The sequence below is a fragment of the Paracoccus luteus genome, assembly GCF_004522155.1.
Classification (GTDB): Bacteria; Pseudomonadota; Alphaproteobacteria; order Rhodobacterales; family Rhodobacteraceae; genus Paracoccus; species Paracoccus luteus.
In genome coordinates this window covers 418950-441176 of sequence record NZ_SDEA01000001.1, presented here as the reverse complement: position 1 = coordinate 441176, position 22227 = coordinate 418950, and the positions used below count along the sequence as shown (strand labels likewise).

At 69.0% G+C, this 22227-nt stretch carries 27 protein-coding genes; 9 read left to right on the top strand and 18 right to left on the bottom strand.

Annotated features, from left to right (window positions below; all coding sequences use genetic code 11):
- Nucleotides 1–48: 48 nt before the first annotated feature.
- The 3 genes from EPA64_RS02125 to purC form a co-directional block, all read right to left on the bottom strand.
- Nucleotides 49–906 (bottom strand): LysR family transcriptional regulator, encoded by an 858-nt coding sequence (locus EPA64_RS02125; protein ID WP_134724568.1) that lies wholly within the window; start codon nt 904–906, stop codon nt 49–51.
- A 70-nt stretch (nt 907–976) separates the two neighbouring features.
- Nucleotides 977–1216: a phosphoribosylformylglycinamidine synthase subunit PurS gene (purS, locus tag EPA64_RS02120; RefSeq protein WP_134724567.1), complete on the bottom strand. Its 240-nt coding sequence runs from the start codon at nt 1214–1216 to the stop codon at nt 977–979.
- A gap of 19 nt (nt 1217–1235) precedes the next feature.
- Nucleotides 1236–1994, bottom strand: a complete 759-nt coding sequence (gene purC, locus EPA64_RS02115; protein ID WP_134724566.1) for a phosphoribosylaminoimidazolesuccinocarboxamide synthase — start codon at nt 1992–1994, stop codon at nt 1236–1238.
- A gap of 131 nt (nt 1995–2125) precedes the next feature.
- Between purC and EPA64_RS02110 the strand changes: the two genes are divergently transcribed.
- Nucleotides 2126–2440 carry a DUF1476 domain-containing protein gene (locus EPA64_RS02110; protein ID WP_134724565.1) on the top strand — a complete coding sequence of 105 codons (315 nt, stop codon included), beginning with the start codon at nt 2126–2128 and terminating at the stop codon, nt 2438–2440.
- A gap of 19 nt (nt 2441–2459) precedes the next feature.
- Here the strand turns inward: EPA64_RS02110 and EPA64_RS02105 are convergent, their stop codons facing one another.
- Genes EPA64_RS02105 through EPA64_RS02095 form a run of 3 tightly spaced genes read right to left on the bottom strand, consistent with a single transcriptional unit; the run spans nt 2460 to nt 4798 of the window.
- Nucleotides 2460–3779, bottom strand: a complete 1320-nt coding sequence (locus EPA64_RS02105) for an MATE family efflux transporter (protein WP_134724564.1) — start codon at nt 3777–3779, stop codon at nt 2460–2462.
- A 1-nt stretch (nt 3780) separates the two neighbouring features.
- On the bottom strand, nt 3781–4281 hold the full coding sequence (locus EPA64_RS02100; protein WP_134724563.1) for a PaaI family thioesterase: 501 nt from the start codon (nt 4279–4281) through the stop codon (nt 3781–3783).
- Between the two features lies 1 nt (nt 4282).
- Nucleotides 4283–4798, bottom strand: a complete 516-nt coding sequence (locus EPA64_RS02095; protein WP_246026566.1) for a PaaI family thioesterase — start codon at nt 4796–4798, stop codon at nt 4283–4285.
- 106 nt (nt 4799–4904) lie between these two features.
- Between EPA64_RS02095 and EPA64_RS02090 the strand changes: the two genes are divergently transcribed.
- The 6 genes from EPA64_RS02090 to EPA64_RS02065 all read left to right on the top strand — a co-directional run bounded on the left by EPA64_RS02090 (nt 4905) and on the right by EPA64_RS02065 (nt 11752).
- Nucleotides 4905–5288 carry a MerR family transcriptional regulator gene (locus tag EPA64_RS02090; protein ID WP_134724562.1) on the top strand — a complete coding sequence of 128 codons (384 nt, stop codon included), beginning with the start codon at nt 4905–4907 and terminating at the stop codon, nt 5286–5288.
- Between the two features lie 101 nt (nt 5289–5389).
- Entirely contained in the window at nt 5390–5791 is a 402-nt protein-coding gene (locus tag EPA64_RS02085; RefSeq protein ID WP_134724561.1) for a MerR family transcriptional regulator, read from the top strand.
- A gap of 16 nt (nt 5792–5807) precedes the next feature.
- A complete protein-coding gene (locus EPA64_RS02080; RefSeq protein WP_134724560.1) occupies nt 5808–7583 on the top strand; it encodes an acyl-CoA dehydrogenase C-terminal domain-containing protein in 1776 nt (591 codons plus the stop codon).
- Between the two features lie 301 nt (nt 7584–7884).
- Nucleotides 7885–9096: an acetyl-CoA C-acetyltransferase gene (locus EPA64_RS02075; protein WP_134724559.1), complete on the top strand. Its 1212-nt coding sequence runs from the start codon at nt 7885–7887 to the stop codon at nt 9094–9096.
- Nucleotides 9096–9566: a cupin domain-containing protein gene (locus EPA64_RS02070; protein ID WP_134724558.1), complete on the top strand. Its 471-nt coding sequence runs from the start codon at nt 9096–9098 to the stop codon at nt 9564–9566. Before EPA64_RS02075 ends, EPA64_RS02070 begins: the two co-directional genes overlap by 1 nt.
- Nucleotides 9563–11752, top strand: coding sequence for a 3-hydroxyacyl-CoA dehydrogenase NAD-binding domain-containing protein (locus EPA64_RS02065; RefSeq protein ID WP_134724557.1), 2190 nt, complete (start codon nt 9563–9565; stop codon nt 11750–11752). Before EPA64_RS02070 ends, EPA64_RS02065 begins: the two co-directional genes overlap by 4 nt.
- A 157-nt stretch (nt 11753–11909) precedes the next feature.
- On the opposite strand, the gene EPA64_RS02060 is transcribed toward EPA64_RS02065, so the two are convergent.
- On the bottom strand, nt 11910–12905 hold the full coding sequence (locus EPA64_RS02060) for an adenosine kinase (RefSeq protein WP_134724556.1): 996 nt from the start codon (nt 12903–12905) through the stop codon (nt 11910–11912).
- Between the two features lie 68 nt (nt 12906–12973).
- Entirely contained in the window at nt 12974–13630 is a 657-nt protein-coding gene (nth, locus tag EPA64_RS02055) for an endonuclease III (protein ID WP_425467007.1), read from the bottom strand.
- Nucleotides 13631–13954: 324 nt separating this feature from the next.
- Here nth and EPA64_RS02050 point away from each other — a divergent pair, with 324 nt between their 5' ends.
- Nucleotides 13955–14614 (top strand): YiaD family glycine zipper/OmpA-like lipoprotein, encoded by a 660-nt coding sequence (locus EPA64_RS02050; RefSeq protein ID WP_134724554.1) that lies wholly within the window; start codon nt 13955–13957, stop codon nt 14612–14614.
- A 126-nt stretch (nt 14615–14740) separates the two neighbouring features.
- Here EPA64_RS02050 and EPA64_RS02045 read toward each other — a convergent pair whose 3' ends face one another.
- The 5 genes from EPA64_RS02045 to EPA64_RS02025 form a co-directional block, all read right to left on the bottom strand.
- Nucleotides 14741–15301, bottom strand: coding sequence for a F0F1 ATP synthase subunit B (locus EPA64_RS02045; RefSeq protein WP_134724553.1), 561 nt, complete (start codon nt 15299–15301; stop codon nt 14741–14743).
- Nucleotides 15298–15867, bottom strand: coding sequence for a F0F1 ATP synthase subunit B' (locus EPA64_RS16640; protein WP_134724755.1), 570 nt, complete (start codon nt 15865–15867; stop codon nt 15298–15300). The genes EPA64_RS02045 and EPA64_RS16640 overlap by 4 nt, the downstream gene beginning before the upstream one ends.
- Before the next feature lie 423 nt (nt 15868–16290).
- Nucleotides 16291–16533 (bottom strand): F0F1 ATP synthase subunit C, encoded by a 243-nt coding sequence (locus EPA64_RS02035; protein ID WP_036702121.1) that lies wholly within the window; start codon nt 16531–16533, stop codon nt 16291–16293.
- A gap of 54 nt (nt 16534–16587) precedes the next feature.
- Nucleotides 16588–17385, bottom strand: a complete 798-nt coding sequence (locus EPA64_RS02030; RefSeq protein ID WP_246026565.1) for a F0F1 ATP synthase subunit A — start codon at nt 17383–17385, stop codon at nt 16588–16590.
- Nucleotides 17375–17845, bottom strand: a complete 471-nt coding sequence (locus EPA64_RS02025) for an AtpZ/AtpI family protein (RefSeq protein ID WP_425467005.1) — start codon at nt 17843–17845, stop codon at nt 17375–17377. The genes EPA64_RS02030 and EPA64_RS02025 overlap by 11 nt, the downstream gene beginning before the upstream one ends.
- 180 nt (nt 17846–18025) lie before the next feature.
- On the opposite strand from EPA64_RS02025, the gene EPA64_RS02020 reads away from it, so the two are divergent.
- On the top strand, nt 18026–18397 hold the full coding sequence (locus tag EPA64_RS02020; RefSeq protein ID WP_134724552.1) for an ArsR/SmtB family transcription factor: 372 nt from the start codon (nt 18026–18028) through the stop codon (nt 18395–18397).
- A gap of 85 nt (nt 18398–18482) precedes the next feature.
- On the opposite strand, the gene EPA64_RS02015 is transcribed toward EPA64_RS02020, so the two are convergent.
- From EPA64_RS02015 to sdhA, 5 genes are all read right to left on the bottom strand, one after another.
- Nucleotides 18483–18668 (bottom strand): hypothetical protein, encoded by a 186-nt coding sequence (locus tag EPA64_RS02015; RefSeq protein WP_134724551.1) that lies wholly within the window; start codon nt 18666–18668, stop codon nt 18483–18485.
- 179 nt (nt 18669–18847) lie between these two features.
- Nucleotides 18848–19627 carry a succinate dehydrogenase iron-sulfur subunit gene (locus EPA64_RS02010; RefSeq protein ID WP_134724550.1) on the bottom strand — a complete coding sequence of 260 codons (780 nt, stop codon included), beginning with the start codon at nt 19625–19627 and terminating at the stop codon, nt 18848–18850.
- A 109-nt stretch (nt 19628–19736) separates the two neighbouring features.
- Nucleotides 19737–20057 carry a hypothetical protein gene (locus EPA64_RS02005; RefSeq protein WP_134724549.1) on the bottom strand — a complete coding sequence of 107 codons (321 nt, stop codon included), beginning with the start codon at nt 20055–20057 and terminating at the stop codon, nt 19737–19739.
- Nucleotides 20057–20416, bottom strand: a complete 360-nt coding sequence (locus EPA64_RS02000) for a hypothetical protein (RefSeq protein WP_134724548.1) — start codon at nt 20414–20416, stop codon at nt 20057–20059. Before EPA64_RS02000 ends, EPA64_RS02005 begins: the two co-directional genes overlap by 1 nt.
- Complete coding sequence (gene sdhA / locus EPA64_RS01995; protein ID WP_134724547.1) at nt 20416–22218, bottom strand: succinate dehydrogenase flavoprotein subunit; 1803 nt, start codon at nt 22216–22218, stop codon at nt 20416–20418. Before sdhA ends, EPA64_RS02000 begins: the two co-directional genes overlap by 1 nt.
- Between the last annotated feature and the right edge of the window lie 9 nt (nt 22219–22227).

Below are 22227 nucleotides of genomic sequence, written 5' to 3'. Positions count from 1 at the left end.
GATAGGCAAATCAATCCCAAAGACCCGTCAACCGATAGACAGACACTATCAACCTGCCCCCGCATCCAGCAACGCCCGGATCAGCGGCGGGTGCGGCTCGCGCGCGGCGACGATCAGGCCGACCATGTGCCCCTCGGCCCCGGTCAGCGGCCGCGACCGGACGCCGCCCGGAAGCGGCAGCCCGTCGGCCAGCGCCTGCGGCAGAACCGCGGCCCAGTCGCCCGTCGCCACGTGCGACAGGATCGCCAGCATCGAGTTCGATTCGACCCGCGGCGCATCGCGCGCCCCCGCGTCGGCCAGATGCCGGGCGACGATCCGCCGGTTCTGCATGTCGGTGGTCAGCAGGCACAGCGGGCGCGTCGCCGCATCGGCCCAGGCCACGGGGCCGGCCCGCTGGGTCCGGTCCACCAGGCAATAGGTCTCGCGGAACAGCGGCAGGGACTGGACCTTGCCCAGCGGCTCGCTGTCCAGATAGGTCACGCCCGCGTCCAGCTCCAGCGCGGCGATCTGGTCGCGGATCTCGTCCGAGGACCGCGACAGGATCGTGACCTCGGTGGCGGGATGGCGGGCGAGGAAGGGCGCGGTCAGGTCGGCGATGCGCGGCATGGCGGTCGGGATCACGCCGATTCGCAGGCGCCCGCTGACGCCCTTGTGGCGGGCTCGCATCTCGGCCTGCATGGTGCGGGCGTCGCCGACGATGCGGCGCGCCCAGTCCAGCACCCGTTCCCCCTCGGGCGTCAGCCCGCCATAGCGTGACCCGCGCCGGACCAGCTGCACGCCCAGCTGGTCCTCAAGCGCGCGGATGGCCGAGGACAGCGATGGCTGGGTGATGCCCAGCGCCTCGGCGGCGCGGCCGAAATGCTGTTCGCGCGCCAGCACCATGAACATGTTGAGCCGGTCGATCATCGCCGTCCCGCCCCATCTTCTGGCTGCAAATATCCCCGAGCGCGAGGCGGAGCCTCGCACCCGCCGCAACTTACAGGATCTCGACCCGCCAGCTTTCGATGACGGTGTTCGCCAGCAGCTTTTCGCACATGCGGCCGACCTCGGCCTCGGCCGCGGCGGCGTCGGTCGCGGCCAGGTCCAGCTCGATCACCTTGCCCTGGCGCACGCCTTCGACCCCTTGAAAGCCCAGGCTGCCCAGCGCGTGGCGGATCGCCTCGCCCTGCGGGTCCAGGACGCCGTTCTTCAGCATGATGGTGACGCGGGCTTTCATCGGCGGTCCTCGGGCAGGGTCAGTTGATCAGCGTGGGCTTGGCGACGGGGGCTGCGGGCATGACGCCCAGCCGGCGCGCCACCTCGGTATAGGCATCGGTCAGGTTGCCCAGGTCGCGGCGGAACACGTCCTTGTCCAGCTTTTGCCCGGTCTTGACGTCCCACAGGCGGCAGCTGTCGGGGCTGATCTCGTCGGCGACGATCAGCCGCATGAAATCGCCGTCCCAGATGCGCCCGATCTCGATCTTGAAATCGATCAGCTTGATGCCGACGCCATAGAACACGCCCGACAGGAAATCGTTGACGCGCAGCGCCAGGCTGACGACGTCGTCCAGATCCTGCTGGGACGCCCAACCGAAGGCGATGACGTATTCCTCGGACACCATCGGGTCGCCCAGCTCGTCGTTCTTATAACTGTATTCGACGATGGGCCGCGGCAGCGCCGTCCCCTCCTCCAGCCCCAGCCGCTTGGAAATCGAGCCGGCGGCGAAGTTGCGCACGATCACCTCAAGCGGGATGATCTCGACCTGGCGGATCAGCTGCTCGCGCATGTTGATCCGGCGGATGAAGTGGTTGGGCACGCCGATGTTGGTCAGCCCCTGCATGAAGAACTCGGACAGGCGGTTGTTCAGCACGCCCTTGCCGTCCACCACCGCCTTTTTCTGGGCGTTGAAGGCGGTGGCGTCGTCCTTGAAATACTGGATGAGGGTGCCGGGCTCGGTGCCTTCGTACAGGATCTTGGCCTTGCCTTCATAGATTTTCTTGCGCCGTGGGGCCATGTCTTGCGCCTTTCGTGGGCCAAGGGTCCGTTCGGTCCCCCCATAGACCCGAACGGCAGCCCGTGGCAATCCGGGGTTGCGGCAGCGGGGGCCCGTGGGCATATCAGGCCCACACCGAAACGGAGGCCGACATGACCACCTTTGACGACCGCGAACGCTCTTACGAGGCGAAGTTCGCCCACGACGCCGACCTGCGTTTCAAGGCCGAGGCGCGGCGCAACCGGCTGCTGGGGGAATGGGCGGCGGGCCTTTTGGGCAAGTCGGGCGACGAGGCGCGGACCTATGCGCTGACCGTCGTGACGTCGGACTTCGAAGAGCCGGGCGACGGCGACGTGCTGCGCAAGCTGGTCGCGGACCTGTCGGGCAAGTCCGACGAGGCGACGATCCGCGCCAAGATGGACGAGCTGCGCACCGAAGCGCGCCGCCAGGTCGTCGACGAGACCTGATGCCTGCGCCCGCGCGCCCTCAGCCGGGGGCGCGCGCCGCCGCCTCGGCCCGCGGATACAGCCGCGCCATCGTCAGGCCCCGCGTCGCGTTCAGCACCATCAGCGCCGCCCACAGCCCGTGGTTGCCCCAGATCTGCGGCAGGACGGCCAGCGCCACCGCATAAACCGCGACCGACTGGATCATCGCGCGCCGCATCTCGGCCGTGCGGGTCGCGCCGATGAAGATGCCGTCGAACATCCAGCTTGCGACGCCGATCACCGGCGCAAAGGCCAGCCATGGCAGGAACTCGCGCGCCATCTCGCGCACCGGGGCCGAGGTGGTCAGCAGGTCGATCACCGCGCCCCCGCCCGCCGCGAACAGCAGCCCCAGCGCGACCGCGCCGCCGACGCCCCATTGCGCCGTCAGCACGGCCGCGCGCCTGACCAGCGCGGGGCGCCGGGCGCCGACCGCCTGCCCGACCAGCGCCTCGGCCGAAAACGCAAACCCGTCAAGCGCATAGGCGGTGATTTCCAGAAACTGCATCAGCACCTGGTTGGCGGCCAGCGTGACGTCACCCTGCGCCGCGCCGAAAAAGATGAAGGTGGTGAACGACCCCTGCAGCAGGACCGACCGGATCATGATGTCGCCGTTGACCCGGCCCAGCTGCGCCAGCCGGTCGCGCGCGAACAGCCCCGCCTGCGCCAGCCCGGCCGTCAGCGCGCCGCGGGCGATCCACAGCGCCAGCGCAAAGCCCGCCGTCTCGGCGATCAGCGTGGCGGCGGCGACCCCGCGCACCCCCCAGCCCAGGCCCAGCACGAACCACAGGTCCAGGACGATGTTGACGACGTTGATCAGCATCTGCACGGCCAGGATCGCGCGCGTGCGTTCCGTGGCGATCATCCAGCCGGTCAGCGCATACATCCCGATCGTCGCTGGCGCGCCCCAGATGCGGATCGCCAGATACTGGCGCGCCAGCGCCTCGACCTCGGCCGAGGCCGGGGCCAGCCGGAACGCGGCCGCCGTCAGCGGGCCCTGCACCGCGACATAGGCCATGCCCACGGCCAGCGCGATGGCCAGCGCGCGGACCAGATGCGCCCCGCTTTCGCCCGCCCGCCCCGCCCCGTGGCTTTGCGCGACCAGCCCCGAGGTGCCCATCCGCAGGAACCCGAACACCCAATAGACCGACGCGAGGATCACCGCCCCGATGCCGACCGCTCCGATGGGCGCGGCCTGCCCCAGCTGGCCCACGACGCCCGTGTCCACCGCCCCCAGCAGGGGAATGGTTGCATTCGACAGCACGATGGGCAGCGCGATGGCCAGCACGCGCCGATGGGTCAGGGGCGCCTCGGGGGCGGCCACGTCAGCCCTGCGGCATCAGGAAATGCCCGGTTGCCTGCGCAAAAGGCCGGTCCCGGTTGTCCTGCCACGCCTCGACCTGGACGCTGGCATAGCGGCGGCCCAGCCGCAAGATGCGCGACCGAGCATAGCTGTCGCGCGGCAGGCCCGACCGCAGGTAATCGACGGTAAAGTCGATGGTCTTGGGCAGCCGCGGCAGGCTGTCGGGCCGCGCCACGTCGGGGGCGATGCGCCCGGCCTCCATGTCGTCCCACAGCGCCGTCCAGGTCAGCCCGACGATCGCCGAAACCTCAAGGAACGCGGCGGTGACCCCGCCGTGCAGCGCGGGCAGCATCGGGTTTCCGATCAGCCGGTCGGCGAACGGCAGGACGGCCGTCAGCTCGTCCCCGCGCCGGTCGAACCTGACGCCCAGCCAGGCGATATAGGGCACGCCCCCGACCAGCGTCGCCAGCGCCGTGTCGCGGCGCGATTTCACCTGCGCCAGCGGTTCGTTGCGGTCGGCCATCTCAACGCTCCACGGTGAAGGCGCCGGTCGCGGTCGCGACGGGGTTGCCGTCGTCGTCGTCCAGCGCCGACGCGCGCACGAAGGCCACGGAGCGCGTGATGTGGAAACATTCGGCCCGCGCCCGGATGTCCTGCCCGGGCTTGGCCGCGCGCATATAGTCGATCCGCAGGTCGATGGTCGCGGTGCTGCGCGGCCCGCTGTCGTCGGCCATGACCGCCGCCCCGCAGCAGGTGTCCATCAGCGCCGACACCACGCCGCCATGCAGGACGCCGGTGCGCGGGTCGCCGACGAACTCGGGCCGCCACTTCATCGCGATCTCGGCCCGGCCGGCGCCCAGCGCGGTCACGACCATGCCCAGTGCGCGGGCATGGGGGATCTGTTCCAGGAACTGCCGCGCCAGCGCCAGCCGCTGGTCTGCGTCCGGCCCGATTTCGGGACCCGCGTCCCCTGCTGCGCCCGCGCGTGGCGCGACTGCGTCGTCATCCTGCATCCGTCCCGCCCCGTCCTGCGCGTCCATCCGCCCGTGTCTGCCCTGCGCCCGCATCGGCGGCAAGCGCCGGGACGCAGTTGGTTGAGGTCGCCCTTACGTTGATCTAGCGTCAAACTGTCAGGGAGGGCGCGCGATGGGCGACGGAACCTATATCAGCTTCAAGGAAATGTGCGCACGCTTTGACGTGACCCCCCGCACGCTGCGTTACTATGAATATATCGAGCTGCTCAGCCCCCGGCGCGACGGCCGCTCGCGCCACTATGGCCCGCGCGAGGTCGCGCGGATGAAGCTGATCATGCGCGGACGCCGCTTCGGCTTCTCGCTTGAGGATATCCGCCAGTGGCTGGAAATCTATGAGCAGAAGGGCACGAGCGAGCAATATCGCGTCTGGCTGGATCTGGCCGACCGGCAGCTGCAGGTGCTGGCCCGCCAGCGGGATGAGGTCGAGGCCGCGATGGCCGACCTGAAGTCGCTGCGCGACGACACCGCGGCGCTGCTGGCCGACATGCCCGCCTGACTGCGCGGGGGGCGCGCCCGGATGACGTGACGTTTCGTTTACGCGAACGTCAACCTTGCGCTATATGAAAGGTCACCACCGGGCGAGAGGAGGCGCTGCGGATGACCGACGAGCTGCTGACCATCCGCCAGATGTGCGATCGCTACGGCGTCACCCCGCGCGCGCTGCGGTTCTATGAATCGCGCGAGATGCTGTTTCCCGAACGCCGCGGCCAGCACCGCCTGTATGACCGCCGCGACCGCGGCCGGCTGGTGCTGATTCTGCGCGGCAAGCGCTTCGGCTTTTCGCTCGAGGAGATCCGCCAGCTTCTCGACCTGTATGTGCCCGGCGCGCAGAACCGCGACCAGATCGCGCGGACGCTGGCCACCGCGCGCGGCCATCTGGACCACATGCGCCGCCAGCACGACGAGCTGGCGCTGGCCATCACCGACCTGCAATCCCACATCGACGAGGCGCAGGCGCGGCTGGACGCGCTGCCCCCCGCCGCGACCCCCATCCGCTGACCAGACAGGACCGACCATGACCGTCTATCACGCCCCCGTCCGCGACATGCAGTTTCTGCTGCACGACGTGCTGAACGTCGCGCAATCCGGCCTGCCCGGACACGAAGACCTGGACGCCAGCTTTACCCAGGCGATCCTGGACGCGGCGGGGCAGCTTGCCAGCGACGTGCTGGCGCCGCTGAACCTTGTCGGCGACCAGCAGGGCTGCGTGCTGGAAAACGGCGTCGTGCGCACGCCGCAAGGGTTCAAGGCCGCGTTCGAGGCGGTCAAGGACGGCGGCTGGACGGGGCTGGACTGCGATCCCGCCTATGGCGGTCAGGGCATGCCCTATGTGCTGGGGCTGGCGACGGGGGAAATCTTCGTGTCGGCCAACATGGCCTTCAACATGTATCAGGGACTGACCCACGGCGCCTATTCGGCCATCCACGCCCACGGCACCGACGCGCAGAAGGCGACCTATCTGCCCAAGATGGTGTCCTGCGACTGGACCGGCACGATGAACCTGACCGAACCGCATTGCGGGACCGACCTGGGCCTGCTGCGGACGCGTGCGGAACCGCAGGACGACGGCAGCTATCTGATCACCGGGCAAAAGATCTTCATCTCGGCCGGCGATCACGACATGGCCGACAACGTCATCCATCTGGTGCTGGCCAAGGCCCCCGGCGGGGGCGAGGGGACCAAGGGCATCAGCCTGTTCATCGTGCCCAAGTTTCTGGTGAACGAAGACGGCGCGGTGGGCGAGCGCCAGCCCGTCTCGGTCGGCAAGATCGAGGAAAAGATGGGCATCCACGGCAATGCCACCTGCGTGATGAACTTTGACGGCGCGCGCGGCTGGCTGCTGGGCGACCTGCACAAGGGCATGCGCGCCATGTTCACCATGATGAACGAGGCGCGGCTGGGCGTCGGCCTGCAGGGCTATGCCGTGGCCGAGGCGGCCTATCAGAACGCCGTCGCCTATGCCCGCGACCGGCTGCAGGGCCGCGCGGTGACGGGGACGGAAAACCCCGCAGGCCCCGCCGATCCGATCATCGTCCACCCCGACATCCGCCGCAACCTGATGGACCAGCGGTCCTTTCTGGAGGGCGCGCGGGCGCTGGCCTTCTGGGGGGCGCACATGATCGACCGCGGCCACAACGGCGACGCCGCGGCCGAGGGGCTGGTGTCGCTGCTGACCCCGGTCATCAAGGGCTTCCTGACCGACAAGGGGTTCGAGGGCGCGGTGCAGGCCCAGCAGGTCTTCGGCGGCCACGGCTATATCGAGGAATGGGGCATGTCGCAGTTCGTGCGCGACGCCCGCATCGCCATGATCTATGAGGGCGCGAACGGCATCCAGGCGCTGGACCTGGTCGGCCGCAAGCTGGCGCAGGACGGCGGCAAGCACGTCATGGCCTTCTTCGAGATGGTCAAGACGTTCGTCAAGGAAAACGAAGGAAATCAGTCGCTCAAGGCCGGCTTCCTCGATCCGCTCAAGGCCGCGTCCAAGGATCTTCAGGCGGCGTCCATGTTCTTCATGGAACGCGGGATGAAGAACCCCAACGACGCGCTGGCGGGCAGCTATGACTTCATGCACCTGTTCGGCCATGTCGCGCTGGGGCTGATGTGGGGCCGCATGGCCGTCGCGTCCCAGGGGGCGCTGGATGCCGGGACGGCCGATGCGGCGTTCCATCAGGACAAGCTGACCACCGGGCGCTATTATATGAAACGGCAGCTGCCGATGACCGCAACGCATCTGGCGCGCATCCGGTCGGGGGCCGAACCGGTGATGGCGCTGGCCGCCGACCGGTTCTGAATCACCACCGTCCCCGCCGCCGGCGCGGCCGCGTGCCTCCGGCGGGGATATTTGAACAAGGAAGAACGGCGAGAGGCGGCGGCCCCGGTCCGCGCGGCCACAGGCATCAGTGGCGGACCGGGGCTTTCTCCCTTGACGGTCATCGGCTTCCCAGCCTGTACCGTGCCGCTCGGGATAACGGTCCCAGGTTAACGGACCGTTACCACGCCCGTTCTTCCTTGAGGAAATATCCCGCGGGGGGTCCGGGGGGCGCGAAGCCCCCCGCCTTGCCGCCGGGCACGACAGATCATCGGAGGACCGCATGACCGAAGCCTATATCTATGACGCCGCCCGCACCCCGCGCGGCAAGGGCCGCCCGGACGGCAGCCTGCACGAGGTGACCTCGCTGGCGCTGTCGGCGCGGCTGCTGAACGCCGTCAAGGACCGCAACGGGCTGGACGGCCACGCGGTCGAGGACGTGATCTGGGGCAACGTCACCCAGGTCATGGAACAGGGCGGCTGCCTTGCGCGGTCGGCGGTGCTGATGTCCGATCTCGACCAGTCGATCCCCGGCCTGTCGATCAACCGCTTCTGCGCGTCGGGGATGGAGGCGGTGAACCTGGCCGCCAACCAGATCCGCGGCGGCGCGGGCCAGGCCTATATCGCCGGCGGCGTCGAGATGATGAGCCGCGTGGCGATGGGCAGCGACGGCGCCGCCATCGCCATCGACCCCAGCCTTGCGATGAAGACCTATTTCGTCCCGCAGGGCATTTCCGCCGACATCATCGCCACCGAATACGGCTTTACCCGCGACGAGGCCGACGCGCTTGGCGTCGAATCCCAGCGCCGCGCCGCCGAGGCCTGGGCCGAGGGGCGGTTCGACAAATCCATCGTGCCGGTGCTGGATCAGAACGGCCTGACGATCCTTGACCGCGACGAATACATGCGCCCCGGCACCACGATCGAGGATCTGGCCCGGCTGAAGCCCGCCTTCAAGGAAATGGGCGAGGTCATGCCCGGCTTCGACAAGGTGGCAATGCTGAAGTATCCCCATCTGGACCGCATCGACCACATCCACCACGCCGGCAACTCGTCCGGCATCGTGGACGGCGCGGCGGCCGTTCTGATCGGCAGCAAGGAATGGGGCGACGCGATGGGGCTGAAACCCCGCGCCCGCATCCGCGCCACCGCCAAGATCGGCACCGATCCCACGATCATGCTGACCGGCCCGGTGCCCGTCACCGACAAGATCCTGCGCGACAGCGGCATGAGCATCGGCGACATCGACCTGTTCGAGGTGAACGAGGCTTTCGCCGCGGTCGTCCTGCGCTTCATGCAGGCCTATCAGGTCAGCCCCGACCGGGTGAACGTCAACGGCGGCGCGATGGCGATGGGCCACCCGCTGGGCGCGACCGGCGCGATCATCATCGGCACCCTGCTGGACGAGCTGGAACGGCGCGACCTGTCCACCGGCCTTGCCACGCTGTGCATCGCCTCCGGCATGGGCGCCGCGACCATCATCGAGCGCGTGTGATGGCGATCTTCCGCAAGGACAGCGTGGCCGAGACGACCGGGGATTCCGGCTATCCCGACCCCTGGAACCTCGGGCGCGGCCATGTCAGCTATCGCCATATCACCGAGGCGGGCGGCCTGACCCAGTTCGGCGCCGCCGTCGAGACGCTGCATCCCGGCCGCCAGAGCAGCCAGCCGCACTGGGAGGAGCACGAGGACGAGTTCCTCTATATGCTCGCGGGTCAGCTGACGGTGATCGAGGATGGCGTGGAAACCGTCATCCATCCGGGCGACGCCTGCTGCTGGAAGGCGGGCACGCCGGTCGCGCACACGCTGCGCAACCACACCGACCGGCCCGCGACCTATCTGATCGCGGGCAGCCGCAACCCGAACAACATCTGCCACTATCCCGGCATCGACCTTCTGGCGACGCCGGCGGGGTACACGCATCTGGACGGCACCCCCTACCCGGCCAAGGGAGAACACGAATGACCGATTTCACCATGCAGAAGGACGCCGACGGCGTCGCGCTGATCACCTGGGACGTGCCGGGCAAGTCGATGAACGTGCTGTCGATGGACGGCGCTGCGACGCTGAGCGGCCTGATCGACGACGCGCTGGCCGACGACGGCGTCAAGGGCATCGTCATCACCAGCGGCAAAAAGGACTTTGCCGCCGGGATGGACCTGAACGTCATCGCCGGGATGAAGGACGCGGGCGGCGCGCAGGGCGTGTTCGACGGCGTGATGAACCTGCACCACCTGCTGCGCAAGATCGAGCGCGCGGGCATGGACCCCAAGACGCTGAAAGGGGCCAAGCCCATCGCCGCCGCCCTGCCCGGCACCGCGCTGGGGATCGGGCTTGAACTGCCGCTGGCCACCCACCGCATCTTTGCCGCCGACAACCCCCGCGCCAAGATCGGCCTGCCCGAGATCATGGTCGGCATCTTCCCCGGCGCGGGCGGCACCACGCGGCTGGTCCGCAAGCTGGGCGCGATGGCAGCGGCGCCCCTGCTGCTGGAGGGCAAGCTGAACGACCCCGCCAAGGCAAAATCCGCGGGCGTCATCGACGAGGTTGTGGCCGACCCGGTCGCCGCCGCGCGCGACTGGGTGCTGAACGCCAGCGACGCCGACCTGGTCAAGCCCTGGGACGCCAAGGGCTTCAAGATGCCCGGCGGCGCGCCCTATAGCCCGACGGGTTTCATGACGATGGTCGGCGCAAGTGCGATGGTCCACGGCAAGACGATGGGCGTCTACCCCGCCGCCAAGGCCTTGCTGAGCGCGGTCTACGAAGGCGCGCTGGTCCCGTTTGATCAGGCGCTGCGGATCGAGGCGCGCTGGTTCACCCATGTGATGATGAACCCGTCGTCCGGCAACATGATCCGGTCGCTGTTCATCAACAAGGAGGCGCTGGAGAAGGGCGCGAACCGGCCCGACGCACCGGACCAGTCGGTCCGCAAGCTGGGCGTCCTTGGCGCGGGGATGATGGGCGCGGGCATCGCCTATGTCGCGGCGAACGCCGGGATCGAGGTCGTGCTGATCGATTCGACGCAGGACGCCGCCGACCGCGGCAAATCCTATTCGACCGGCATCCTGGACAAGGGCATTGGCCGCCGGAAGATGACCGAGGAGAAAAAGGCCGAGATCCTGGGCCGCATCACCGCCACAACCGACTATGCGGCGCTGGATGGCTGCGACCTGATCGTCGAGGCGGTGTTCGAGGATGTGGGCGTCAAGGCCGAGGTCACGAAACGGGCCGAGGCCGTGATCCCGCAGGACGCGATCTTTGCCACCAACACCTCGACCCTGCCCATCGGCGATCTGGCGAAGGCCAGCGCCCGGCCCGAGCAGTTCATCGGCATCCACTTCTTTTCCCCGGTGGACAAGATGATGCTGGTGGAAATCATCAAGGGCGCCGAAACCGGCGACCGCGCCGTCGCAAAGGCGCTGGATTTCGTGCGCCAGATCCGCAAGACGCCGATCGTCGTCAACGACGCGCGGTTCTTCTATGCCAACCGCTGCATCATCCCCTATATCAACGAGGGCATCCGCATGGTCGGCGAGGGGGTGAACCCGACGCTGGTCGAGAATGCGGCCAAGATGATGGGCATGCCGCTGGGACCGCTGCAACTGGTGGACGAGACCTCGATCGACCTGGGCGTCAAGATCGCCAAGGCCACGCGCGCCGCGATGGGCGGCGCCTATGCCGACGATGCGGTGGACGAGGTGCTGTTCCGCATGGCCGACGCGGGCCGCATGGGGAAAAAGGCCGGCGCGGGCTTTTACGCCTATGACGAGGCGGGCAAGCGGCAGGGCCTGTGGGACGAGCTGGGGGCGAACTGGCCTCCCGCCGACGATCAGCCCGAGCTGACCGAGGTGCAGCATCGCCTGATGTTCGCCCAGGCGCTCGAGGCCGTGCGCGCGCTCGAGGCCGGGGTGCTGGAAGACATCCGCGAGGGCGACGTGGGCGCGATCCTGGGCTGGGGCTTTGCGCCCTGGACCGGCGGCCCGTTCGGCTGGCTGGACATGCTGGGCGCGCCCCGTGCGGTCGAGCTCGCCGACCGTCTGGCGGCGCAGCATGGCGAGAGGTTTGCCCCGCCCGCGCTGCTGCGCGAGATGGCCGAAAAGGGGCAGACCTTCTATGGCCGCTTCGACAAGACGGCGCAGAAGGCGGCCTGAGCGAGAAAGGCCGGGCATGCGCCCGGCCTTGGCCTCCGGCGGGGATATTTGGGCAAGAAAGAAAGGGCCGCCTGGCGTGGGCGGCCCTTCTTCCTTGTCGAAATATCCTCGGGGGAGTCGGCGAAGCCGACGGGGGCGGAAGCCCCCTTGCGTGACGTCAGGCCAGCCCTTCGGCCTTGAACAGCGCCATCACGTCCGCCTCGGGGCGCGCGCCCATGTGGCCGATGACCTCGGCCGCAGCGATGCAGCCCATGCGCCCCGCGACGGCCAGCGGGCGGGCGGTCGCCAGGCCATGGATCAGCCCGGCCGCGAACTGGTCGCCCGCGCCCGTCGCATCGACCGGAGTCACGCGGCGCACTGGCGCCGTCACCCGTTCGGCCCCGCGGATCAGGATCGCGTCCTGTCCCGACCGCGTGCAGATCACCGTCCCGCAGTCGGCCGCCGCCTGCGCCAGCGCGGCGTCGAGGTTTTCCACCTGATACAGCGACTGCCATTCGTGGATGTTGCCGATGACGTAATCCATCTGCCCGGCCACAAGCCTGCGGAAATCGTCGCGGTGGCGGTCCACGCAGAACGGATCGCTCAGCGCGATGCCGGCCTGTCCGCCTGCCGCGTGGCATGCCTGCGCCGCCTTCAGGAAGGCGGCCTTGCCGTCCGGCTTGTCGAACAGATAGCCCTCGAGGAACAGCCACGTGCCCTTGCCGAACAGCGCCGGGTCCACGTCGCCTTCGCCCAGTTCGGCCGAGACGCCCAGATAGGTGTTCATCGACCGCTCGCCGTCCGGCGTGACATGGATGATGGACCGTGACGTCGGCAGCGGCGACCCGGTGACCGGCGGGTTCACGAAATCGGTCCCGTCCGCCGCCATCTCGCGCGCATAGGCGCGGCCCAGGTCGTCGTCGGCGACCCGGCCGATGAACCCGGTGGGCAGCCCCAGCCGCCCGATCCCCGCCAGCGTGTTCGCCACCGACCCGCCCGGCACCAGCCGCGAGCGCTGCTCGGACGTCTCGCGCGCGGCCATCAGGTATTCCGACCGCTCGCGGTCGATCAGCTGCATGATCCCCTTGTGGATGCCCAGCCGGTCCAGCTCGGCATCCGTGGTCGGGGCGATCACGTCCATGATCGCGTTGCCGATTCCGATGACCCGCGTCATGGCTGCCCCCTGCTTGTCCGCCGTTCCCGGCGTCAATGGCGGCTGGCGGCGCTCAGGGCAAGGGGGGCTCAGGGCAAGGGGTCGGTCGTCTTCGGCTCATAGGGGCACAGATCCGCGATCGGGCAGATCGTGCAGCGCGGCCGCCGCGCCTGGCAGATGTGGCGGCCGTGCAGGATCAGCCAGTGATGGGCGCTGCCCTGGAACTCGGCCGGGACGTTGTCCTCGATGGCGCGCTCGACCTCGGATTCGTCGCGGCCGGGGGCAAGCTGCGTGCGGTTGCCGACCCGGAAGATATGCGTGTCCACCGCCTGCGCCGGCAGGCCCCAGATGCAGTTCAGCACAACGTTCGCCGTCTTGCGCCCCACCCCCGGCAGCGTCATCAGCGCCGCGCGCGACGAGGGCACCTGCCCGCCGTATTCGTCGATCAGCCGCTGCGACAGCGCCACGGCGTTGCGCGCCTTTTGCCGGAACAGGCCGATGGTGCGGATATGTTCGGTCACGCCCTCGACCCCCAGGGCCACCATCGCCTGCGGCGTGGGGGCGGCGGCGAACAATCCGCGCGTGGCCTTGTTCACGCCCGCGTCGGTCGCCTGCGCCGACAGCGCCACGGCGACGAGCAGGGTGAAGGCGTCGCGGTATTCCAGTTCCGTCACCGGATGCGGGTTGGCCGCCCGCAGGCGCGAAAAGATCGCCGCCTGCGCGGCATACGGCAGCGCCGCGGGCAGCCGCAACCGGCGGGGTGCCGCGGCGCGGACCGCGCGCGGACGGGGGGCGGCTGCACCGGGGGCGGCGGGGTCGGGGTTGTCGGACATGCCACGGTGATGCCAAGCAAGCCCGCCCATCGCAAGCCCGCCGATCAATTGGCCGGCGGGGCGTTCACCGCAGCCTCGCGCCGCCTTCCCCGCATTGTGACGGCGCGTCAGAGGTTTCGCGCCGCCCGCGCTGGCACCCCGGTGCCCCGCGTGGCAGTCTTCCCACAGCCGCCCCGCGTGGCGCACCCTATCACCTCCAGCCCGCCCGGCGGGCCTTCATCCGAAAGGACTCGTGTCATGTCCACCCGCTTCTCTCTTCTTCTGGCGACCGCCGCCCTGACCGCGCTGGGGGCCTGCACCGACCAGTATGGGCAACCGGTGCAGATGTCGCGCGCCCAGCAGGGCGCGATCGCTGGCGCCGCGGTCGGCGCCGTCGTCGCCGGAACCCGCGACGACGACAGCCGGGGACGCGGGCGCGACGCGATCAAGGGCGCCATCGTCGGCGCGGCGGCCGGCGGTCTGGCCGGGTCGGTGCTGGACGCGCAGGCCCGCGCGCTGCAACAGCAGATGACCACGCCCGGCGTCAGCGTCGTGAACACCGGCCAGACGCTGAACGTCACCCTGCCCGAGGGCGTGCTGTTCGCCTTTGACAGCGCCGCCGTGTCCGGCCCCGCGCAGAACGACCTGTATGCGCTGGCCCGCAACCTGCAGCAGTATCCGAACTCGACCGTGCAGGTCGTCGGCCACACCGACAACACGGGCGCCGCCGCCTATAACATGGACCTGTCGCAGCGCCGGGCGCGGTCCGTCGCGGGCGTGCTGACCGCAGGCGGGGTCAGCCCGAACCGGATCGCGACGATGGGCATGGGCATCACCCAGCCGGTCGCGTCGAACGCAACCGCCGCGGGCCGGGCGCAGAACCGCCGGGTCGAGATCGTGATCCGCCCGACACGCTGACCGTCAGGGCATCGCAGAGCAAGGCCGGGCACAGTCCCGGCCTTTTTCATGCGCCCCGCCCCCGCGCATGAAAAACCCCCGGCGTTTCCGCCGGGGGCCATGTCACTGTCCGTCGTTGTTCTTGTATCAGTTCAGGTGGCGCGCCACGTCGTCGATGGCGCGGTCGATCCGGGCCGACTTGTCTTCGCTGCCCATCTGGCGGGCCAACAGGTCGGACGCAGCCGCCACGGCCACCTGAACGGCACGGTCGCGGACGGCGCGCACGGCGTCGTTCTCGGCCGAGGCGATCTGGTCCTGCGCGGCCTGCAGGCGACGCTCGATCGACTTTTGCAGATCGACCTTGGCCTTGTTGGCGTGCGCCACGGCTTCGCGGCGGGCGTTGGCGACGATCTCGTCGGCCTGGCCCGCAACCTCGCGCTGGCGGCGTTCATAGCTGGCATAGATTTCCTGCGCCTCGTCGCGCAGGCGGCGGGCCTCGGCCAGGTCGGCCTTGATCCCGTCGGCGCGCTTGTCCAGCAGCTTGCCGATGGCCGCGGGAACGCGGAAATACAGCAGGATGCCGACGAACACCAGGAACGCCACCAGCACGACGAAATCGGTGTTGCGCAGCGAAAAGAACGGGCCGGTCGCGGCCAGCGCGGGGGTCGCCCCCAGCGCCAGCGCGCAGGCGGTCAGCAGGCGGATCATTGCACGGCTCCCTTGATGCGGGCGTCCACGGCGGCGTCCAGCGCGGCGGCATCGGGCGTGGCGCCAAAGGCGCGCACCAGTTCCGCCGCGACATCCTGCGCCACCGTGCGCGCGTCCTGCGCGGCCGAGGCGCGGATCTCGCCGATGCGGCGTTCCGATTCGACGGCGCGGGCCGAGATTTCGGCGTCGGCCTTGGCGATCGCCTGCTTCAGTTCGGCGTCGATCTCGGCCTTGTTGGCGGCGACGATCTTGCCCGCCTCGGTGCGGGCATTGGCCAGCGCCTTGTCATAGGCGGCCTCGGCGTCGCGGGCCTTGCGCTTGAAATCCTCGGCCGTCGCCAGATCCGAGGTCATCAGCCCCTGCCGGTCGGCCATGATCCGGCTGATCCGCGGCAGCGCGACGCGCGACAGGATCAGATAGATCACCGCCAGCGTCACCAGCAGCCAGAAGATCTGGTTGCCGAAGGTCGAGAAGTCGAGCTGCGGCATCCCGACCGCGGCGGCGGCGTCATGGCCGCCCGCGGCCGCCGCATGCGCCGCGTCGGTTCCGGGAACGGCAGAGGTCACGACGGCATGCGTGCCGTCGGTCGCGACCACGGCATGGCCCGCATCGGAAACGGCGGGCGCGTGCCCCACCCCGATCTCGGCGACGGGCGCGGCATCGCCGGCACCCGTGGCGGGCACCTGGATCGCGTCGGTCGCATGGGTCTGCGCGTCACCGGCAGGCAAAGCCGCGGCATCGGCGGCGGGCGTCACCACCACGGCGGAATCCGCCGGCGCCGTCGTGACGGCGGGCGCGGTTGCCGCGGCGTCGCCGATGGGGACGGTCACGGTCGTCGTCGTTGTCCCGGACGGGGGCGTCGCGGGGGTCGTCTGGACCGCGGTTGGGGCGGTCTGCTGCAAAAGGCTGAACATGTCCTATCCCTGGCCTGCGGTTGGCAATCGGGTGAGGCGGGTCGCCTCACCCAAAAGCAAGGAACGGCGTCGGGATCAGGCTGCGAACAGCAGCAGCAGGGCGACCAGGAACGAGAAGATGCCCAGGGCTTCGGCGAAGGCCATGCCGATGAACAGCGTGGCGGTCTGCGAGGCAGCGGCCGAGGGGTTGCGCAGCGCGCCCGACAGATAGTTGCCGGCGACGTTGCCCACGCCCATCGCGGCGCCCGCCATGCCGATGCAGGCGAGGCCGGCACCCAGGTATTTGCCCAGTTCGGCATAGGTCGCGACGTTTTCCATGGTATGCTCCTTGAGGCTTTGGAAACGGTTGGAAATCAGATCCTGCGGGGCGCGTCAGTGGCCCGGATGCAGCGCATCCTTGAGATAGACGCAGGTCAGGATGGTGAAGACATAGGCCTGGATCACGGCGACCATCACCTCGAAGGCGAACATGCCCGCGATGGCGAGGATCGAGACCGGCGCCACGACCGCGATGGCGGCAAAGGCGGCAAAGACCTTGATGACCGCGTGGCCCGCCAGCAGGTTGCCGGCAAGTCGGATCGAGTGGCTGACGGGGCGCACGAAATACGAGATCAGCTCGATCACCGCCAGCACCGGGCGCAGCGCCAGCGGCGCCGACTTGACCCAGAACAGGTTCAGGAAATGCGCGCCGTTCAGCACAAAGCCCAGGATGGTCACGCCCAGGAACACCGACAGCGCCAGCACGCCCGTCACCGCGATATGCGAGGTGGTGGTGAACGACTTGGGCAGCAGGCCCAGCAGGTTGGCGAACAGGATGAAGCAGAACAGCGTGAAGACATAGGGGAAGTAACGCAGCGCGTCCTTGCCGCTGACGTCCTCGACCATCTTGTGGACCATGCCATAGGTCAGTTCGGCGACCGACTGGACGCGCGACGGGATCAGCGCCCGGCCGCGGGTGCCCAGCACGAACAGCGCAAAGACGATCAGCGCGGCCAACGCCAGCCACAGCGTGACGTTCGTCGGCTCGTACCAGCGGACGCAGCCGTCGGTCATGCCGGCGGCGGGGTTGCAGCTTCCGGGCGCGATGTCCCGGAACAGCGGCTTCACGATGAACTGGTCCATCGGGTGAAAGACCAGACCCGAACCTTCGCCCTGCGCTTCAGTCGCCACGCTTTGTCCCCTTCGTATCTGCCGGCTGTGCCGGCGTCTGTCCGCCTGCCGGTTGTGCCGGCGTCTGTCCGTCCGCCGGTTTGCCCGGCGTGGTGTCCGTCGCGGCGCCGCCCATCTCGGCGGCGGTCCGCAGCATCGTCTTGACCCCGGCCGCGAAGCCCAGAAAGACGAAGATGATCAGCATGACGGGCGCGGTGCCCAGCAGCCAATCCAGCCCCATTCCCGCGCCGAACCCGATCGCCAGACCGGCGACCAGCTCGACCACCATCCGCCACGCCTGGTTGGCGTGATGGAACTTGTCCATCCCCGGAGTGGCGGGCCTGTCGTCGCCCCCCATCTGCGCAAGCCGCGCCTCGAGCGCGGCCAGACGCTGGGCGTCCCGCGCACGGGCATCGACATCACGGCTGGCGGCGTTGTCCGCCCCGTCCGCCTGATCGTCGCCCGCGTCGTTGTCGGCCAAGGCGCCCCCCGTTCGGTTGCGGTGCTGATAGGCAACCCCCCGGCCCGAGTCAACCAGCGGCCGCGCCGCCTCAACCCATTGATCCGCAAGCGTGTTGCCCGGCGCGTGCCATGCGCGGCGATCAGCTTGCCCGCGCCCGCCGCGCGGTCCATCATTCAACCCGAAAGTTGAACAACCCGCATGACCCTGCCCGACGCCTCATCCAGACTCGACGCGATCTTCGCCGCGCTGGCCGACCCGACCCGGCGCGCGATCCTGTCGATGCTGCTTGAGGATGACATGGCCGTCACGGATGTCGCGGCCCCCTTCGGCATCAGCCTGGCCGCGATTTCAAAGCATCTGGCGACGCTGGCGGCGGCGGGGCTGATCCTGCAGGATCGCCGGGGCCGCATCACCTGGTGCAAGCTGGACCCGGAGGGGATGCGCGCGGCCAGCGTCTGGATGCGCGGTTTCGGGCAGTTCGACCCGCTGGACCTGGACGATTTCGAACGCTTCCTGGCGGTCGAGCTTGCGGGCGACGATCCGCCACGCCGGGGCGGCGACGGCGGCTGACGGCGCGCGCCATCCCGGCGACCGGCCCAATGCAAAAGGGGACCGCCCGGCGACCCCCTTGTCACAAACCGCCCGTCAGCGCCGGTCAGGCGGCGGCGTCATAGCTGTCGTCGATGACGACATGGTCCGACGACTGGTTTTCGTAATAGCCATACATCTGGGCCAGCACCTCAAGGGCGCGGCGGTTCGGCAGATGGCGCACGATGGCGCGGCGGCTTTCCATCGGCTCAAGCAGGGATTCGGGGCGGTCTTCGGTCAGGTCACGGATCATCGGCGGCACCATTCGTGCATGATTGTCAATTCCTCCCTGCCGCATCAGATAGGCCGTCCGGGGCCGCGCTTCCATCCCCCCGACGCTGCGTCATCGCGAAAGATCAGCAGCTTGCCGCGGGAACATGGAAAAAGGGCCGCCCCCTGCGGACGGCCCCACGGATCGCCGCGGCCGGCGGTTCAGACCAGCCGGTCGACCATCAGGTGCTTGATCTCGGCGATGGCCTTGGCCGGGTTCAGCCCCTTGGGGCAGGTGTTGGTGCAGTTCATGATCGTGTGGCAGCGATACAGCTTGAACGGGTCTTCCAGTTCGTCCAGCCGCTCTCCGGTCGTCTCGTCGCGGGAATCGATGATCCAGCGATAGGCGGTCAGCAGCGCCGCCGGACCCATGAACTTGTCGCCGTTCCACCAATAGGACGGGCACGAGGTCGAACAGGAGGCGCACAGGATGCATTCATACAGCCCGTCCAGCTTCTTGCGATCCTCGATGGACTGGCGCCATTCCTTGCCCGGCGCGGGCGTCTCGGTGCGCAGATAGGGATGGACGGCGGCGTGCTGGGCAAAGAAATGCGTCAGGTCCGGGATCAGATCCTTGATGACCGGCATGTGCGGCAGCGGATAGATGTTCACGTCGCCCGCGACCTCGTCCATGCCATAGATGCAGGCCAGCCGGTTGCCGCCGTCGATGTTCATCGCGCAAGACCCGCAGATCCCCTCGCGGCAGGACCGCCGGAAGGTCAGGGTCGGGTCGATCTCGTTCTTGATCTTGATCAGCGCGTCCAGGATCATCGGCCCGCAATCGTCGAGGTCGATCCAATAGGTGTCGACCCGCGGGTTATCCCCGGTCTCGGGATCCCAACGATAGATGTTGAACCGGCGCACGCGGGTTGCGCCCTGCGGCTTGGGCCAGGTCTTGCCGACCTTGATGCGGCTGTTCTGGGGCAGGTTGAACTGGACCATCGGTCACACTCCTCTGGCGGCGACGCCCGGATCGGCGCCGGCTTGATCGAATGAATGGGGCAGCCCACCGGCCACCCGCGCGGCCCCGGCCGGGGACCGCGCCGCCACGCTACCTTCGCCAGCCGGGCTGGTCGGCCAGCGGGCGGGACGGGAACTGGCCCGACTGCCGCATGACGCAGCGGTTGAACACGTCGGACGGGTCGCGCCCCACGACATAGTCGGACGAGACGGTCATGCTGATCCCGGTCATCGCCACGACCCGGTCGCCGTCGGTGCCCACGCCCAGCCCCACCTCGGCCCGCGGGCGGTCGGCGGCACGGGCGTCGTCCAGGCAGTTGCGTTCGGCCTGCGCGACCGGGACCGGTCCGCAGGCCGCAAGCCCCGCCAGCAGCAGCAGGCCCGCCGCCGCGATGGACGGGCGCGGGGCCATCAGGCGACCGCCGCGCGGGCGATGCACTGCGACACCGCCGGACGCTTGACGATGGAGGCGACGGCATCGGCCGCGCCGGTCGTGCCCTGCATCGCCGCCAGGTCGGCCATTTCGGCCATCGTGGCGTTCGAGACGACGCAGTCGGTCAGCGGTGCGACATTGCGGCCGGGCAGGCGCTTGGCCATTTCGGCGTTGACGACCTGGCGCGCCGCGACATTGTCGGGCCGCGCGGGCGTCACGGTGACCGGCGGGGTGACGACGACGGGCGGCGTGGCGACCTGCGCGCCGGGCGGCACGGCGACGACGCAGCCCGACAGCGCAAGCGCCGCGGCCAGAACGGGAAGAACGGTGAGACGCATCAATAGACCCTCGCTTTCGGTGCGATCTTCTTGGGGTCGATCCCGCCATCCTCGAACGCGGTCAGCGGTTCCAGATGGACAGGTCGATAGGCCAGTTTGACCTCATTCCCATCGACCCATGCAAGCGAATGCTTGCGCCAGTTCGCATCGTCGCGGTCGGGATAGTCCTCGTGCGCGTGGGCGCCGCGGGATTCCTTGCGCGCCTCGGCCGCGACGATGGTCGCCAGCGCGTTCGGCATCAGGTTCGTCAGCTCCAGCGTTTCCATCAGGTCGCTGTTCCAGATCAGGCTGCGGTCCGTGACCTTGAGGTCGCCGAGGCGGCCGGCGATGGCGGTCATCTTCTGCGCGCCCTCGGCCAGCGTCTTGTCGGTGCGGAACACCGCGGCGTCGGACTGCATGGTCTTTTGCATCTCAAGGCGCAGCGCGGCCGTGGGCGTGCCGCCGTTGGCGTGGCGCAGCCCGTCAAAGCGGGCCAGGGCGCGGTCCACCTCGGCGCTGTTGGTCGCGGGGATCGCGGCGGCGCGGTCCACCACCTCGCCCGCGCGGATCGCAGCCGCGCGGCCGAACACCACCAGGTCGATCAGGCTGTTCGACCCCAGGCGGTTCGCGCCGTGGACGGACGCGCAGCCCGCCTCGCCCACCGCCATCAGGCCGGGGAAGATGCGGTCGGGTTCGCCCTGCACGGGGGCCAGCACCTCGCCCCAGAAGTTCGTGGGGATGCCGCCCATGTTGTAATGCACCGTCGGCAGGATCGGGATCGGCTGCTTGGTGACGTCCACGCCCGCGAAGATCTTGGCCGATTCGGAAATGCCCGGCAGGCGTTCGTGCAGGCTTTCGGGCGGCAGGTGCATCAGGTTCAGGTGCATGTGGTCGCTGTTCGACCCGACGCCCCTGCCCTCGCGGATCTCGATGGTGATGCAGCGGCTGACCACGTCGCGCGACGCCAGATCCTTGTAGGTCGGCGCATAGCGTTCCATGAAACGCTCGCCTTCCGAGTTCGTCAGGTATCCGCCCTCGCCGCGCGCGCCCTCGGTGATCAGGCAGCCCGAGCCGTAGATGCCGGTCGGATGGAACTGCACGAACTCCATGTCCTGCAAGGGCAGGCCCGCCCGCGCCACCATGCCGCCGCCGTCGCCGGTGCAGCTGTGGGCGGATGTCGCGCTGAAATAGGCGCGGCCATAGCCGCCGGTGGCCAGCACCACCATTTTGGCGTTGAAGACGTGGATCGTGCCGTCGTCCAGCTTCCAGCAGACGACGCCGGTGCAGACGCCATCGGTGACGATCAGGTCCAGCGCGAAATATTCGACGAAGAACTCGGCCTTTTCCTTGAGGCTCTGGCCATACAGCGTGTGCAGGATGGCGTGGCCGGTGCGGTCGGCCGCGGCGCAGGTGCGCTGCACGGGCGGGCCTTCGCCGTATTCCGTCGTGTGGCCGCCGAACGGGCGCTGATAGATCTTGCCCTCTTCGGTGCGGCTGAACGGCACGCCATAGTGTTCCAGCTCATAGACGGCCTTCGGCGCCTCGCGCGCGAGGTATTCCATCGCGTCGGTGTCGCCCAGCCAGTCCGACCCCTTGACGGTGTCGTAAAGATGCCATTGCCAGCTGTCCGGCCCCATGTTCGACAGCGAGGCCGCGATGCCGCCTTGGGCCGCGACGGTGTGGCTGCGGGTCGGGAAGACCTTGGTCACGCAGGCGGTGCGGAACCCTTGTTCGGCCATGCCCAGCGTGGCGCGCAGGCCCGCGCCGCCGGCGCCCACGACCACGACGTCGTAATCATGCGTTTGGATCGGATATGCGGACATAAGGGTTCC

Bases quoted from the DNA above. Each gene is read 5' to 3' on its own strand.
- EPA64_RS02000 (WP_134724548.1), bottom strand. From the start codon at position 20,416: ATGCGTCTCACCGTTCTTCCCGTTCTGGCCGCGGCGCTTGCGCTGTCG.
- EPA64_RS02020 (WP_134724552.1), top strand. From the start codon at position 18,026: ATGACCCTGCCCGACGCCTCATCCAGACTCGACGCGATCTTCGCCGCG.
- purC (WP_134724566.1), bottom strand. From the start codon at position 1,994: ATGGCCCCACGGCGCAAGAAAATCTATGAAGGCAAGGCCAAGATCCTG.
- EPA64_RS02095 (WP_246026566.1), bottom strand. From the start codon at position 4,798: ATGGACGCGCAGGACGGGGCGGGACGGATGCAGGATGACGACGCAGTC.
- EPA64_RS02110 (WP_134724565.1), top strand. From the start codon at position 2,126: ATGACCACCTTTGACGACCGCGAACGCTCTTACGAGGCGAAGTTCGCC.
- EPA64_RS02065 (WP_134724557.1), top strand. From the start codon at position 9,563: ATGACCGATTTCACCATGCAGAAGGACGCCGACGGCGTCGCGCTGATC.
- EPA64_RS02045 (WP_134724553.1), bottom strand. From the start codon at position 15,301: ATGATCCGCCTGCTGACCGCCTGCGCGCTGGCGCTGGGGGCGACCCCC.
- EPA64_RS02060 (WP_134724556.1), bottom strand. From the start codon at position 12,905: ATGACGCGGGTCATCGGAATCGGCAACGCGATCATGGACGTGATCGCC.
- sdhA (WP_134724547.1), bottom strand. From the start codon at position 22,218: ATGTCCGCATATCCGATCCAAACGCATGATTACGACGTCGTGGTCGTG.
- EPA64_RS02005 (WP_134724549.1), bottom strand. From the start codon at position 20,057: ATGGCCCCGCGCCCGTCCATCGCGGCGGCGGGCCTGCTGCTGCTGGCG.
- EPA64_RS02100 (WP_134724563.1), bottom strand. From the start codon at position 4,281: ATGGCCGACCGCAACGAACCGCTGGCGCAGGTGAAATCGCGCCGCGAC.
- EPA64_RS02075 (WP_134724559.1), top strand. From the start codon at position 7,885: ATGACCGAAGCCTATATCTATGACGCCGCCCGCACCCCGCGCGGCAAG.
- EPA64_RS02090 (WP_134724562.1), top strand. From the start codon at position 4,905: ATGGGCGACGGAACCTATATCAGCTTCAAGGAAATGTGCGCACGCTTT.
- EPA64_RS02035 (WP_036702121.1), bottom strand. From the start codon at position 16,533: ATGGAAAACGTCGCGACCTATGCCGAACTGGGCAAATACCTGGGTGCC.
- EPA64_RS02050 (WP_134724554.1), top strand. From the start codon at position 13,955: ATGTCCACCCGCTTCTCTCTTCTTCTGGCGACCGCCGCCCTGACCGCG.
- EPA64_RS02070 (WP_134724558.1), top strand. From the start codon at position 9,096: ATGGCGATCTTCCGCAAGGACAGCGTGGCCGAGACGACCGGGGATTCC.
- EPA64_RS02015 (WP_134724551.1), bottom strand. From the start codon at position 18,668: ATGATCCGTGACCTGACCGAAGACCGCCCCGAATCCCTGCTTGAGCCG.
- purS (WP_134724567.1), bottom strand. From the start codon at position 1,216: ATGAAAGCCCGCGTCACCATCATGCTGAAGAACGGCGTCCTGGACCCG.
- EPA64_RS02010 (WP_134724550.1), bottom strand. From the start codon at position 19,627: ATGGTCCAGTTCAACCTGCCCCAGAACAGCCGCATCAAGGTCGGCAAG.
- EPA64_RS02085 (WP_134724561.1), top strand. From the start codon at position 5,390: ATGACCGACGAGCTGCTGACCATCCGCCAGATGTGCGATCGCTACGGC.
- EPA64_RS02125 (WP_134724568.1), bottom strand. From the start codon at position 906: ATGATCGACCGGCTCAACATGTTCATGGTGCTGGCGCGCGAACAGCAT.
- EPA64_RS02080 (WP_134724560.1), top strand. From the start codon at position 5,808: ATGACCGTCTATCACGCCCCCGTCCGCGACATGCAGTTTCTGCTGCAC.